The 13633-nt window shown below is 74.7% G+C and carries 8 protein-coding genes; all 8 read left to right on the forward strand.

Translation table 11 applies throughout. The features are described from left to right. The first annotated feature begins 111 nt into the window (after positions 1-111). The 8 genes from PSQ21_RS31540 to PSQ21_RS31575 all read left to right on the forward strand — a co-directional run bounded on the left by PSQ21_RS31540 (position 112) and on the right by PSQ21_RS31575 (position 13603). Positions 112-1674, forward strand: coding sequence for a VMAP-C domain-containing protein (locus PSQ21_RS31540; protein WP_274034710.1), 1563 nt, complete (start codon positions 112-114; stop codon positions 1672-1674). Next, the gene (locus PSQ21_RS31545; RefSeq protein ID WP_274034711.1) at positions 1671-2771 is read left to right on the forward strand and encodes an AAA family ATPase; all 1101 of its coding nucleotides are present in this window, start codon (positions 1671-1673) and stop codon (positions 2769-2771) included. Before PSQ21_RS31540 ends, PSQ21_RS31545 begins: the two co-directional genes overlap by 4 nt. After that, complete coding sequence (gene fxsT / locus PSQ21_RS31550) at positions 2771-7225, forward strand: FxSxx-COOH system tetratricopeptide repeat protein (protein WP_274034712.1); 4455 nt, start codon at positions 2771-2773, stop codon at positions 7223-7225. The genes PSQ21_RS31545 and fxsT overlap by 1 nt, the downstream gene beginning before the upstream one ends. A 91-nt stretch (positions 7226-7316) precedes the next feature. Further along, a complete protein-coding gene (locus tag PSQ21_RS31555) occupies positions 7317-8480 on the forward strand; it encodes an alpha/beta fold hydrolase (RefSeq protein WP_274034713.1) in 1164 nt (387 codons plus the stop codon). Then, the gene (locus tag PSQ21_RS31560) at positions 8477-9616 is read left to right on the forward strand and encodes an effector-associated domain 2-containing protein (protein WP_274034714.1); all 1140 of its coding nucleotides are present in this window, start codon (positions 8477-8479) and stop codon (positions 9614-9616) included. Before PSQ21_RS31555 ends, PSQ21_RS31560 begins: the two co-directional genes overlap by 4 nt. A 104-nt stretch (positions 9617-9720) precedes the next feature. Continuing rightward, on the forward strand, positions 9721-9912 hold the full coding sequence (locus PSQ21_RS31565; RefSeq protein WP_274034715.1) for a hypothetical protein: 192 nt from the start codon (positions 9721-9723) through the stop codon (positions 9910-9912). A gap of 68 nt (positions 9913-9980) precedes the next feature. Beyond that, positions 9981-11888, forward strand: coding sequence for an aKG-HExxH-type peptide beta-hydroxylase (locus tag PSQ21_RS31570; RefSeq protein WP_274034716.1), 1908 nt, complete (start codon positions 9981-9983; stop codon positions 11886-11888). A 212-nt stretch (positions 11889-12100) separates the two neighbouring features. Continuing rightward, positions 12101-13603, forward strand: a complete 1503-nt coding sequence (locus PSQ21_RS31575) for an aldehyde dehydrogenase family protein (RefSeq protein ID WP_274034717.1) — start codon at positions 12101-12103, stop codon at positions 13601-13603. Positions 13604-13633: the final 30 nt, after the last annotated feature.

The following is a 13633-nucleotide window of genomic DNA, read 5'->3' on the forward strand; positions in this document are numbered from 1 at the left end:
GCGCCGAGCAGGGCCGCGGGGGCACGTGAAGATCCTGGTTGCCGAAGATTCAATCATGGTAACTTCGCGTTCAGCCATGTGAGTTGGACCGACTCGGCGGGGGGTGGCCCGATGGATGCTGTCCCGCACGGGCACCCGGGACCGGATCTGGTGCAGGCCATGGTCGACGCGCTGACCCTGCTCGAATGTGTCAGGGACCGGACCCAGCGCGTCGAGTTCGTGGAGACGGTGGCCTACAGGCTCGGCGTCGAGCTGACCTACCCGGACAGCACGCCCCGGATCGACATGACGCATCTGGTCCGCAAGGTGATCCACCGGCCCGGCGGCCCCGAGGCGCTCGTCTACGCGGTCCGCACCGTGTCCGGCAAGGACGAGGCCGAACGGATAGCCGCCGAGGCGGGCGTCCGGATCGACGCCGACCGGCCGGGCCCCGGGCCCGCGCCCGTCTTCGCCGAGGACGTCGCCCGGCAGGCGCGCCGACTGCTCGCCGAGGCGAAGGACATCGACGGCGGGCGCCTGACCGCACTCCTCGGCGAGGAACTGCCCGGGGACCTGCCGGACAGCGGAACACCGGCCGAACTCTTCGACCACGCACTGGACATGACCGCGCTCGCCGACGGCCTCCCCGCCGCGGTGGTCCTCGTCGAGGCCGCCGCCGCCCTGTCGGACGGGTGGGGCGCACCGCTGCGCCGGTGGGCGGACCGCTGGGCGGCCGGGGACCCCGCCGCGCCGCCCGACGACCCCCGGGCGTGGGTCTCCGGGGCGGCGGAGGCGCTCGCCGACTGCCGGCGGCGCCTTAAGCGGCCCGCCGCCCCCGACCCGACGGTCCCCCGGTGTCTGGTCGTGATGGTCGAACCGGCCCGGGACGGTTCACCGGACGTCTTCGTCCGCCACTGGGTCAACAAGGTCCCCGGCTACTGGCGGCCGGAGCCGAGCCCCGTGGAGACCGTCACCCTGGACACCCTGGCCGCGGCGGTCGAACGAGCCGTCGACCGAGGTGAGGCGCTGTGGGCCGATGCGCGGAAGGGGACGGCGGGGCGGACGGAGGCACCGGGACCGACGGAGGGGGCGGGGGCCCGCGGAGGACCGGTCCACGTCGAGTTCCTGCTCCCCTTCGACCTGCTCAACCATGACATGGCCCGCCTGGAACTGGGCACCGGAGACCCGAGGCCCCGGCCGATCGGCATGCACTACCGGGTCCATCTGCGCAGCCTGGACCGGATGCGCGGCGACGCCGGGCAACTGCGCCGCTGGCAGGCCCGCTGGGATCAGCTGCGGACCGCGACCGCCCCGGCCGCCCACCGCTGGAGGGCCGCCGACCGCGACGGGCTCGAACGCTGGCGCGCCCACCTCGCCGGGGACGAGTCGCTCACCGCGGTCATCCTCGACGCGCCCGCCGTCCAGGGGCACGGCCTGGAGGCGTTGCAGGCCGCCGTCGTCGAGGGCGTGGGTCTCGCCGCCTGGGACCGCAGGGCCGACAGCCCTTCCCCGTCCAGCGAACTGCTCACGCTGCTTCTGGGGCACACGTACGCACAACTGCCGGAAAAAGTGCACAGGCTGAGGGCGGGAGCGGAGATCGAGGAGGACGGCCCCCTGTGGGTGGGCAGGCACATCGCGTTCTTCTGGGACGACCCGTACCGACTGGTCGATCGTGAGGAGTTGTTGTCGGCATGACCGCAGAGGCCTCTGCCGTACCGCCGCCGCCCGCGTGGTGGGTCTTCCACGCGACCGGAAGGGCGCCCGGGGGCGAGCCGCCGGAGCTGCCGGCGCCACCGCCCTGGCGGACGTTCCCCGGCGGACCGCTCCAGCCGCCACCGCCCGAGGACGACCGCGCCGCGGAGCGCCGCCTCGGCCGGATCCAGGACGGTCCGCAACTGCGGCGCGAGGAGATCGACGCGGTCAACGCGGCCCTGCTGCTGCGCCGCCCCCTGCTCATCACCGGCCCGCCCGGCGTCGGCAAGTCCACCCTCGCCTATCTGATCGCCCGTGAGCTGGGACTCGGCCGGGTCCTGCCCTGGAGCGTCGTCAGCCGCAGCACGCTCAGGGACGGCCTGTACGCGTACGACGCGATCGGCCGCGCCCAGGCCATCGCGGCCTGGCGGGCGGCCGATGCCGGCGCGCACGGCCCCGCCGCCGGGTGCGCTCCCGACACGGCCGACGGAGCACCGGGCGAACGCGGCCCGGCCACCGAAGGGCCGCCCGCACTGGGGGACTTCGTCACCCTGGGCCCGCTCGGCACCGCCCTGCTCGCCTACGGGCGCCCCCGGGTGCTGCTCGTCGACGAGCTGGACAAGAGCGATATCGACCTGCCCAACGACCTCCTGCACGTCCTGGAGAACGGCAGTTACGAGATTCCTGAACTCGTACGCAGCAACGAGGAGTCGGCGACCGTGTTCACCGACGACCCGCGCGGCTCGGCGAGGGTCGAGGGCGGCCGGGTGGAATGCGCGCAGTTCCCCGTCGTGGTCATCACGAGCAACGGCGAACGGGAGTTCCCCGCCGCCTTCCGCCGCCGCTGCCTGCCGCTGGAGATGCTGCCGCCGGGACGCGAGCAGCTGATCGGCATCGTCGTCAGTCATCTGCGGCAACGCCCCGAAGGCGTCGAGGCGCTGGTGGACGAGTTCGAGAAGCGTCTGCGCGGTGGCGGCACCCAGTCGATCGACCAGTTGCTCAACGCCGTCCAGCTGACGACCGCGGGCGGTTTTCAAGCGGATGCCGACGGGCGTAAGCTCGTCGAGATGCTCCTCCGAGACCTCTCGAAGGGCCGCTGATGAACGGCTTGCCCAGGGAGCGTGCTCCGGACACCGAGTCCGTGCGGGCCGGCTCCCCCGATCCCACCACCGGCGACCGGCACGAGGACGACAGTCCGTTGGACCCGGGCGAGGCCGACTGGACGGGGCTCGCCGACGCCGCCTGGCTCGCCGCCGCCCGCATCGAGGCCGAGCGCACCCCCGGCCCCACCCCGGGCCGCCCGGCCCCCGCCGAACGGCACCCCGGCGCACCCGGTCCCGACACGCCCGACCCCGGCCACCTGCCGCCCCGCGACCCTCCGCCCGACCGGGAGCCCGGCCCGCTGCTCGGCCCCGTCCCCGGCACACCGGCCGACCCCGCGCCCGACGCCGTGCCCGGGGTCTCCGGGCTGCCCGGGCCACCGGCGTACGAACGGGAGGTCCGGACCGTCCAGGAGCGCACACGCACCGGCCCCGACCGGCTGCCGGGCCCCCGCCCCCGGGACGGGCGGACGGCCCCGCCGCGGCTGGCCAGGTCCCTGCGCGGGCTGGGCCGCAGGGTGCCCACCGGCGGCCGGAGCGCCCTCGACGAGGAGAGCACGGCCGAGCACGGGCTCACCGACGGGCTGTGGGTTCCCTATTTCCTCCCCGAACGCGAGCGGGCGTTCGACCTGGTGCTCCTCGTCGACCGGGCCCCCACCATGCCGCCGTGGGGCGCCACCGTCCGGCGGATCGCCGAGGAGGCCGCCCGCAGCGGAGCCTTCCGCGATGTCCGCACGGTCGGGGTGGCCCCGCCCGCCGGGTGCGGGGAGCCCGCGCTGCGCTGGCCCGGCGGCCGCGACGGCGACCCCGCCGAACTGCTCGACGGCCGCGGCTCGCGGCTCTTCCTCGTCGTCACCGACGGGCTCGCCCACGGCTGGGCGGGCCCCGGAGCCGACCGGTTACTGGAACGGCTCGCGTCCGGCGGGCCCACCGCGCTCGTCCACCTCCTGCCGCCCTACCTGCGCCACCGCTCCTCCCTGTTCCCCTTCCGCGCCCAACTGGACGCCGGAGGCTTCGGCGCACCGAACCGGCGCTACCGCTTCCGCCCGCCGCTCGGCGCGCACGACCCCGTCCGGCCGCTGCCCGAACCGGACGACGACACCGTGCCCGTACCGGTGCTCAGCGTGCGCGCCGGGTCCTTCCGCGCCTGGGCCGACCTGGTGACCGGCGAACGAGGGGTGCGGCGGATCCTGCCGGTCGTCCTGGCGGGCGCGATGGCCAAGGGAGCCTCCGCCCCGGGGCTGCGCGCCCCCGTCGTCGACGGCCCCAGGGCGGCGGCCGCCGCCGTACGCAGGTTCCGCTCGCTCGCCAGCCCGCTGGCCCGGCAGCTCGCCGTGCTGCTGGCCCTCGCCCCGATGGACTTCGCCGTCATCGACGAGCTGCGCGACCTGGCCCTGCCGGACGCCGGGCCCGAGCACCTCGCCGAGGTCATGATGGGCGGGCTGATCGACTGGGACGCCGACGCCGGGAGCGGTCCGGACTTCGCCGACGACGTACGCGAAGCGCTGCTCGCCACCAGCACCAGAACCCAACTCGCCCGCACGGTCGGGCTGCTGGCGGAGCTGCGTACCGGGCAGGGGCACGGCGCCCGGCTCCGCGCGGCCATCCACGACCCGGTGCGCACCGCCCTGCCCGGAGCGGAACCCGGCGCCCGCCCCTGGCTCCGGATCGAACTGGCGGTCCTGCGAGCGCTGGCAGGCCCCTACGCCGGCCGGGCCGCCAGGGTGGCCACCCGCCTGGTGCGTTCGCCGGACCAGCCCCCTGCCCGGCCGGGTGAGATCGCCGAGGAATCGATGAAAAATGCCCCGAGCTGGGAAAAGCTGGCACCGGACAGCGTCGTTACACCAGGAGGACCCGTGCCGCCCACGACACCACCAGCAGCTGACCCCTCGGCACCAGCTGACAACACCGCCCGGAGGGCTCACGAGGAGATGGAAGTCAAAGCGCCGGAAGCACGCGTCGTCCGTTCGGGCCAGCCGAGGATCATGGGCAACGTGCCGCCCAAGAACCCCAACTTCACCGGCCGCGAGTCCCTTCTCGCGGCCGTGGAGCGGCAGCTGACCGAGGACGAGACGACGGCCGTCCTCCCGCACGCGCTGCACGGCCTCGGCGGCGTGGGCAAATCACAGATCGCGGTGGAGTACGTCTACCGCCACAGCGGCGAGTACAACGTCATCTGGTGGATCCCCGCCGAGCAGGAGAGTCTGATCCTGGCCGCGCTCGCCGAGCTGGCGACCGCCCTCGGCCTGGAGGTCGGACCGCAGGCGAACACCGCCGTGCCCGCCGTCCGCGAGGCCCTGCGCACCGGCAAGCCCTTCGACAACTGGCTGCTGGTCTTCGACAACGCCGAGGACATCGAGTCGGTGCGCTCGTACTTCCCCAACGGCGGACCGGGAAAGATCATCGTCACCTCGCGCAACCGGGAGTGGGAACGCGTCGCCACCCCTCTCAGCGTCGACGTCTTCTCCCGTGAGGAGAGCATCTCCCTGCTCCAGCGCCGGGCCCGGGGCCTGAGCACCCATGACGCCGGCCGCCTCGCCGAGGCGCTCGGCGATCTGCCGCTGGCCGTCGAACAGGCCGGCGCCTGGCACGCCGCCACCGGCATGCCGGTCGACGAGTACCTCCAGCTGCTGGCCGAACGGCGCCCCGAGATCCTCGAACTGACCCCGTCCCCGGACTACCCCCTGCCCGTCGCCGCGGTCTGGGACATCTCGCTCGGCCGGCTGTCCGCCGAGAACCCGGCCGCCCGCCAACTGCTGCAGATCTGCGCCTGCATGGCACCCGAACCCATCCCGCTCAGCATGCTCCGCGGCGGCCGCAACGTCCAGATCACCCCGGAGCTGGACCGCGTGCTGCGCGACCCGCTGCTGCTCGCCCGCGCCACCCGTGACCTGAGCAAGCTCTCGCTGGTGCGCCTCGACCACAAGGCCGGCACGCTCCAGATGCACCGGCTGATGCAGAACGTGATCGTCGCCCGGCTGGATCCGGAGGAGCGGGAGACGATGCGCAACGCCGCCCACCTGCTCCTGACCACCGCCAAACCCGGGCTGCCCGCCTCACCGGAACAGTGGCCCGCCTACCTCGGACTGCTGCCCCACGTGATCGCCTCCGACGCCGTCGACAGCTCCGACGGCTGGGTGCGCGACCTGCTGTTCGACATGGTCACCTTCCTCTACTACTGGGGCGCCCACGAGGCGGGCGCGGACCTGACCCGCCGGGCGTGGGAGGCCTGGAGCGAGCAGTCGGCCCAGGACGACCTGCATGTCATCCGGATCACCAAGATGCTCGGCTTCTACCTCCAGCACCTCGGCCGGATCCCGGAGGCCGTGGCGTTGGGCGAACAGGCCATGGAGGTCTCGCGCAGCGCGCCGATCCCGGAGGAGGAGCTCATCGACTCCATGCTCCAGATGGCCGGTTCGCTGCGCTACCGGGGCGACTTCCACGCCGCCCGCGAGCTGAGCGCCGAGGCCTTCGAGCGGTCGGGCGACCTCTACGGTCCGGAGGACCCGACAACCCTGAACGCGGCCCACAACTACGGCGTCTCGCTCCGCGTGAACGGCGAGTTCCGACTGGCGAAGGAGATCGACGAGGAGACCGCCAGGCAACGCCAGTTGCTCTACGGTCCGACCAGCGGCCTCACCCTCAACACGCTGAGCGCCGTAGCGGCGGACACCCGCGAGGCGGGCGACTTCCTGGGGGCCCGGATCCTGCAGGAGTCCACGTACCAGACCTACCGGACCCATTTCGGCCCCACCAACGCGGCGACGATCCGGGCCGCCCTGAATCTCGCGATCTGCCGGCGCCGGGCCGGATTCCTGGAGGGGGCGGCCGAACTGGTCGAGGAGATCCTGGAGCGCTTCACCAACCGGTACGGCGCCGAGTACCCGGAGACCCTGGGGGCCGCCCTGGCGGCGGTCGTCGACCGCAGGATCGCGGGCAGGCTGGAGGACTCCCGGCGCCTCGGCCGGCAGATCCTCGACCGCTACCGGGACATCTTCGGCGAGCACCACCCGTACACCCTGTGCGCCATGGTCAACGTGGCCGCCACCCTGCGCGCCATGGGCGAGGTGGAGGAGGCCGAGCGGCTGGACACGGTCGCCGGGACACGGCTGCGGGCGGACCTGGGCCAGCGCCACATCTACACCCTGGCCGCCGCACTGGGCCGGGCCAACGACCACTACGCCCGGCTGGACTTCGCGGGCGCCCTGGAGGTGGACAGCGCCACGCTGCCGCTGCTCACCGAGATGGCCGGCGCGGACCATCCCTGCACCCTCGTCTGTGTCGCGAACCTCTCCCTGGACCAGCGTGGACTCGGCCGCCCCGCGGAGGCGGACCGGCTCAACGCCCAAGCGGTGGAGGGCCTGACGCGGGTCCTGGGGGACCAGCATCCGTGGCGGACCTCGGCCCGGCTGCATCAGCGCATCGAGTACGACGTGACGGTGATTCCGTTGTGAGGCGACGGACCGGGCCGGGGCTCCGAGCGCCGGTCCGGACGGACCACGCTCCCGGCCCGGAGGGCAGGGAGACCACGGACGGGGGCGACGCTTGACCACGGTCATATTCATCCACGGCACGGGCGTGCGACCGCCGCACACCGAGGCCCTGTACGCACGGGTCACGGCCTCGCTCGCCGAGGCCGCCCCGGGCGCGCGGGTCGTGCCGCTCGACTGGGGCCGGCGGTACGGTGCCCGGCTCGCCGCGGGCGGGGCCAGCATCCCGTACGACGGGGCCGGAGCCACCGGACGGGACGCGGGGAGCGAGGAGGACGACGAGACCGCCGCGTGGGCGCGCCTCTACCGCGACCCGGAGGCGGAGCTGGCCCTCGCCGCCGCACGCGGCCCCTCGGACGAGCTCCCGCCGGGCGCGGCCTTCCCCGACGAGGAGATCCGGGAACGGCTGGCGGCACTGGCCGCCCGGGGCGAGGAGGCCGCCCCGGAGCTGGGCCCCGGACTCGGCGCGCAGGCCGTCGCCCTGGCCCGCAGCCCGCTGCTCACCCCGGCCGCCGAAACCCTCGGCCCCGAAGCCCTGGCGACGCTGCTGGCCCGTGCGCTGGCCGCCGCCGTGACCGGCGCGGCCCTGGACGAGGACGCGCCGGTGATCCTCGACGGCGCCACCCGCGACGCCGCCGTGGACCGGATCGCCCGGCAGCTCGGCGCCCCCGCGCCCGGCACCGGCAGGGGGCCGGTGGGCCGTCTGCTCGGCCGGCCCGTGACGCGGCTCGGCTCCCGCTACGCGGTGCGCCGCCGCCGCGCCCTCACCGGGGCCGCCCACCCGGCGGCCGGCGACGTGCTCAGATTCCTCGTCCGCGGCGGCCCCCTGCGCGCCGCCCTGCGCGAGCTGGTCGCCGCCGTGGAGCCCCCGGTCGTCCTGCTCGGACACAGCCTCGGCGGGATCATCGCCCTGGACACCCTGATCGAGGCCCCGCTGCCCGGCGTCCGGCTGCTGGTCACGGTGGGCTCACAGGGGCCGTTCCTGTACGAGACGGGGGCGTTGCCCCACCTCGACCACCCGGAACCGCTGCCCGTCCATGTCCCCGCCTGGCTGAACATCCACGACCGCCGCGACCTGCTCGGCTTCGCCGCCGCACCGCTGTTCCCCGGCCGGGCCGTGGACGTGGCGACCGACAACCGGCAGCCGTTCCCCGCGGCCCACAGCGCCTACTGGACCGACCCGGCCGTCTACCGCGCCATCGCGGAGCGGCTGCCGTGAGCGCGGGCGGTGTCGACCCGGCACGCGTGGTGGCGCTCGTCGTCGGCGTCGAGGCCTATGCGGCGGGCCCGCGCTGGACGCTGCCGGGTCCGGTCCACGACGCACTGCGCTTCCGGGACTGGCTGCGGTCCACCGGCGTGCCGGACGCCAACATCCTGCTGCACCTCGCCCCGGCGGAGGGGACGGACGCGGTCGCCGGCCATCGCGCCGCCGACCACGAGACCCTGCGGCGGGTGCTGGTCCACGAACTGCCCGCCCGCCAGGGGGACGTGCTGTGGGTCTGGTGGGGCGGGCACGGTGTCCTGGACCGGGACGAACACCTGCGGCTCTACTGTGCCGACGCCACGGACGCCGACCGGCGCAACATCGACCTGGAGTCCGCCCGCCGCCGTCTGAGCAGCGATGTCCTGCCCGGGTTCGCGGAGCAGAACTGGGTGGTGGACGCCTGCCGGACCTTCGAGGAGCGCCACCGCCCGGCCGTCACGATCCCGGACGGAAGCCTCCCCGCGGGGCAACGGCTGCGGATACACCGGCAGAACGTGCTGCTGGCCGCCGACCGGGGGCAGCGCGCGGCCAACGATCCCGTGCGCCGCCTGGGCGTGTTCTCGGACATCGTCCTGCGCGAGCTGACCGCCCTGCCCGGCGGTCCGGCTCCCGACCCGGAGGCGCTCTTCGCGGCCGTCCGGAACCGGTTCGACCGGCTGCGCGCCGAGGGCGGCCACTCCCAGCTCCCCACACTCCAGCTGCACCGCCCCGGACACGCGGAGTACCTCCCCGACCGCCCGGCGGCACCGGCGCGGGCGAACGGAGTCCGCTCCGGACCCGAGCGGACGGGCGGCGGGCTGCTCCGGGTGGTCGAAGCGCTCCTCGCCTATCCGCTGATGAGCGACCGGGACGAACGCCAGACGATGGTCGCGGAGCTGGACCCGGTCCTGGTGGCGCGCATGCCGCGGCACGCGGTGCCCCGTACGGACGTCCTGGGCATTCTGCGGACGCTGCGGGGGCGGCCGGAGGGGCCCTGGGACCTCTACCGGGCCGTCACGCTGCTGGACGACGATCCCGGCAGGGCCGCCGAACTGGAGGAAGCCCTGCGGGAGTTCCTGGCCGAGGGTCGGACCGGTCCGCCGGGCCCGTGATCGTACGGCGTGATCGCACGGGTTTCCGGAAGGCCACCCGTTCGTCATGATGGGAAGGGACGGGTGGCATGGTGTGCCGCCGGACCGAAAAGGGGGAGAAGGCCTTGCAGCAGACGGCATCGGCCGGTGATCCGGCCGACTACCTGGAGTCCGATGTGGCGGATCTCGCGGAGATGGGCGTCGCCACCGTGCGCGCCCTCGCTCCCGCTCCCGGCCGGCGTCTGCTGGAGGAGATCCGAAGAGCGCGTACCAGCACGCTGTCCGGCAGCGGCCCTCCTGGCGGTCTCGCCGACTGAGCGCTGTGCGGCTCTCCCGGAAACGGCCCCGGCGGGCCGCGTCGGGACCACGACGAAGGAGCGCGGGTGTGCACGGACCGATGCGGATGCCCGGCCACTGGTTCGACGAACTCGCCTCGGGCGGTGGGTCGGTGGAGGCCGTCGGCTTCCTCGCGGAGGGTGAGCGGTCCCGACGTCTGGTCCTGCTCCGCGAGTTGCTGTGCCGGCTGGAGGAGCGGCCGGCTCTGCTCGGCCCCGTCGACCTGGGCGTCACCTGGCGGGCCGTCGAACGGGCCGAGGCCCGAAGGCCCGGCTGTGTCGAGGAGTTGCTCGTCAGCCCGCAGGTGGGGAGCTGGCTCGCCCACACACTGCGCCGCTTGCACGGTACCGCGGCCGGCCCTCCGCTGTGGGTGGACGCCGGACACCTGGCCGGCGTCGCCCTGGTGGCCGCGCTGAGGTCCGGGACGGCCACCGAGCTGGTCGTGCCCGCGAGGGAGGGCGCGGTGGCCCTGCCGACGCTCGGCCTCGCCCGGCTGCCGGGCATCCCGCTGCTGGGCTTCCAGCCGGTCCACGCGCGTGTCCGGGAGGGGGAGTTGCTGCTCGCGCCGACCGGACGGGGCAGCGGGGCGACGGCGCTGACCGTACGGCCGCTCACCGCGCCGCCGAGCGCCCTGTGGTGGCCGACGCACCGGCTGCCGGTGCGGCCGGGCGGGCCCGAGGTCGCCCTCGACGACACCGACCCGTACCGCGACCTCGGCCACCCGATCCCGCCCCGCCGACTCACACCACGCGAACTCGGCACCTGGCGGAGCCTCTTCGCCGAGGCGGTCGCCCTGCTCGCCCCTGGCTCCGTCTCCGGCCCGCGTTCCCCCGGCACCGGGCCGGGCACGGTGCGACCCGAGGAGATCAGGCGCATCGTTCCCTGGCCCGGACCGTCAGGCCCCGGACCCGTCGCGGGGCTCAGCGCCTCCACCGCCGACGCGTTCGGCTCCATGGTGGTGGCCCGGCCCCCGGACGGCGCGGCGCTCGCGGAGACGATGGTCCACGAGTTCCAGCACAGCAAACTGGGGGCGCTGCTGCACCTCTTCGCGATGCTCGACGACGATCGCGAGGAGGAGCACTACGCCCCGTGGCGCCCGGACCCGCGTCATCTGCCGGGGCTCCTCCACGGGGCGTACGCGTTCGTCGGCGTCGCCGGATTCTGGCGGGACCGGATCGGGGACCGGGCGGCCGATCCGCTGGACCTCGCGCCCTTCCGGTTCGCGCTCCGCCGCATCCAGACCCGTACGGTCCTGCGGACCCTGGCCACCCGCGCCGCACTCACCGGGCCCGGCCGCCGGCTGGTCGCCGGGCTCACGCGCACCGTCGACGGCTGGCTGCGCGAACCGGTGGACGGGCGGGCCGTGGCGCGGGCCCGTGCGGCGGCCACCGGTCACCGGGTCGAATGGCGGCTGCGCAATCTGCGGTGCGCGGACGAGGAGCGTGCCGGGCTGGCGGCGGCGCTGCGAACGGGGGCCTTGCCGCCCGTACGGCAGCCCCTGCTCCTCCCCGCCCTCGAACGCACGCACTGGCAGGACGTGCGGGGCGCGCTCTACCTCCGCCCGGACATCGCGCCGGACAGCATGCCGGCCGTCACCGCTCCGGACATCGCCACGGACATCGCGACGGACGTGGTTTCGGACGCCGCGTCGGACGCCGCGTCGGTCGCCGTCGGCCGCGGCGCGCGTCCAGGGGCCATGGAACCGGTCCGCGCCGATGTGCTGCTGGTCCGGGGGGAGGCCGCGGCGGCGCGGGTGGCGTACCAGGAGCGCGGGGCCGAGGCCCCGGGGGATCCGCATCCGCTGGCGGGCTGGCTGCTGGCGCACACCGCGCTCCACCCCGGCCACCGGCGGCTCCTCGCCCGCCCGGAGCGGTTCGCCGCCGCTGTCGCGGGGGAGGGGCCGGAGGTGTGGGAGCGCGCCGCCCACCGGCTGGCCGCCCCCCAACCGCGCGCCTGACCAGCACCGGGTCACCTGTGGCGAGCCCTGGGCGAGCAGCCAGGGGAGTCCTCCTCGCGTGAGGAGCATCACTCTGCGTGAATTTCTCGGCATACATTCCGCCGGACCGGGGAGGGGTCCAGGCCGCTGGTGCGGCGGTACCCCGGTTCACCACGCAGCACGCCCCGACCGATCCGGAGGGGGCATTTCAGGCACGGAAGGCGAAAATCGACATGTCGGCGCTCAAAACCATCCACATCGACGGCACCTGGCGGGCCGCCGGATCCGGCGCGACGCGCGAGGTCATCGACCCCGCCGACGCCACGGTCCTGGCCGTCGTCGCGGAGGGCGGGGCCGAGGACGCCGATGCGGCGATCGCGGCGGCGCGGCGCGCCTTCGACGACGGCCCCTGGCCGCACAAGCCCGTCGCCGAGCGGGCCGGGCTGCTGCGCCGGGTGGCCGAGCTGCTCCAGCGGGACCGCGAGGAGATCGCGATCACCGAGAGCCGCGACACCGGCAAGACCCTCGAAGAGGGCCGGGTCGACGTCGACGACGTCACAGGAGCCTTCCGCTACTTCGCCGACCTCGTGATGAACGAGAGCGGTGGCCGGGTCGTCGACGCGGGCGACCCCGAGGTCCACAGCATCGTCGTCCACGAGCCCGTCGGCGTCTGCGCCCTGATCGCCCCCTGGAACTACCCCCTCCTCCAGGCCAGCTGGAAGATCGCCCCGGCCCTCGCCGCGGGCAACACCTTCGTGCTCAAGCCGAGCGAGGTCACCCCGCTCTCCACCGTCCACCTGATCCGGCTCCTCTCCGAAGCGGGCCTTCCCGACGGCGCGGCCAACCTCGTCACCGGCGCGGGCGACCCGGTGGGCGCCCGGCTCTCCGAACACCCCGACGTCGACCTGGTCTCCTTCACCGGCGGCCTCGCCAGCGGTACGAAGGTGGCCCGGGCCGCCGCGCCGACCGTGAAGAAGGTCGCCCTGGAGCTGGGCGGCAAGAACCCCAACGTGGTCTTCGCCGACGCCTGCGCCACCGAGGAGGGCTTCGACACCGCCGTCGACCAGGCACTGAACGCCGCGTTCTTCCACAGCGGCCAGGTCTGCTCCGCCGGGGCCCGCCTGATCGTCCAGGACTCGGTCAGTGAGCGGTTCGTCACCGAGCTGGCCCGCCGCGCCGACGCCATCCGCCTCGGCCGGGGCACCCTGGAGGGCGTCGAGTGCGGCCCCCTCGTCTCCGCCCAGCAGCTCGCCAAGGTCGAGGCGTACGTCGCCTCCGCCCGCGAGGAGGGCGCGATCGTCCGGGCCGGCGGCGAACGCCCGGCCCCCAGCGACGTACGGCCCGAGGGCGGCTACTTCTACCGGCCGACCGTCCTCGACGGCTGCCACCGCGAGATGCGGGTGGTCCGCGAGGAGACCTTCGGCCCGATTCTCACCGTCGAGACCTTCCGCACCGAGGAAGAGGCCATCACGCTGGCCAACGACACCGACTACGGACTCGCCGGCGCCGTCTGGACGACCGACGCGGGCCGGGCCCGCCGGGTCGCCGGACGGCTGCGCCACGGCACCGTCTGGATCAACGACTACCACCCCTACCTGCCGCAGGCCGAGTGGGGCGGCTTCGGGAAGTCCGGCACGGGCCGCGAGCTCGGCCCGACGGGGCTCGCCGAGTACCGCGAGTCCAAGCACATCTACCAGAACCTCAACCCGCGCCCCCAGCGCTGGTTCGCCGGCTGACGCCTGCGGGGGCCGGGCGCCCTCCACGGA

Origin of the sequence: Streptomyces sp. MMBL 11-1, from assembly GCF_028622875.1 — a bacterium.
Taxonomy (GTDB): Bacteria; Actinomycetota; Actinomycetes; order Streptomycetales; family Streptomycetaceae; genus Streptomyces.

Coding starts and splice junctions, on each gene's coding strand:
- PSQ21_RS31540 (WP_274034710.1), top strand. CDS start 112: ATGGATGCTGTCCCGCACGGGCACCCGGGACCGGATCTGGTGCAGGCC.
- PSQ21_RS31545 (WP_274034711.1), top strand. CDS start 1,671: ATGACCGCAGAGGCCTCTGCCGTACCGCCGCCGCCCGCGTGGTGGGTC.
- fxsT (WP_274034712.1), top strand. CDS start 2,771: ATGAACGGCTTGCCCAGGGAGCGTGCTCCGGACACCGAGTCCGTGCGG.
- PSQ21_RS31575 (WP_274034717.1), top strand. CDS start 12,101: ATGTCGGCGCTCAAAACCATCCACATCGACGGCACCTGGCGGGCCGCC.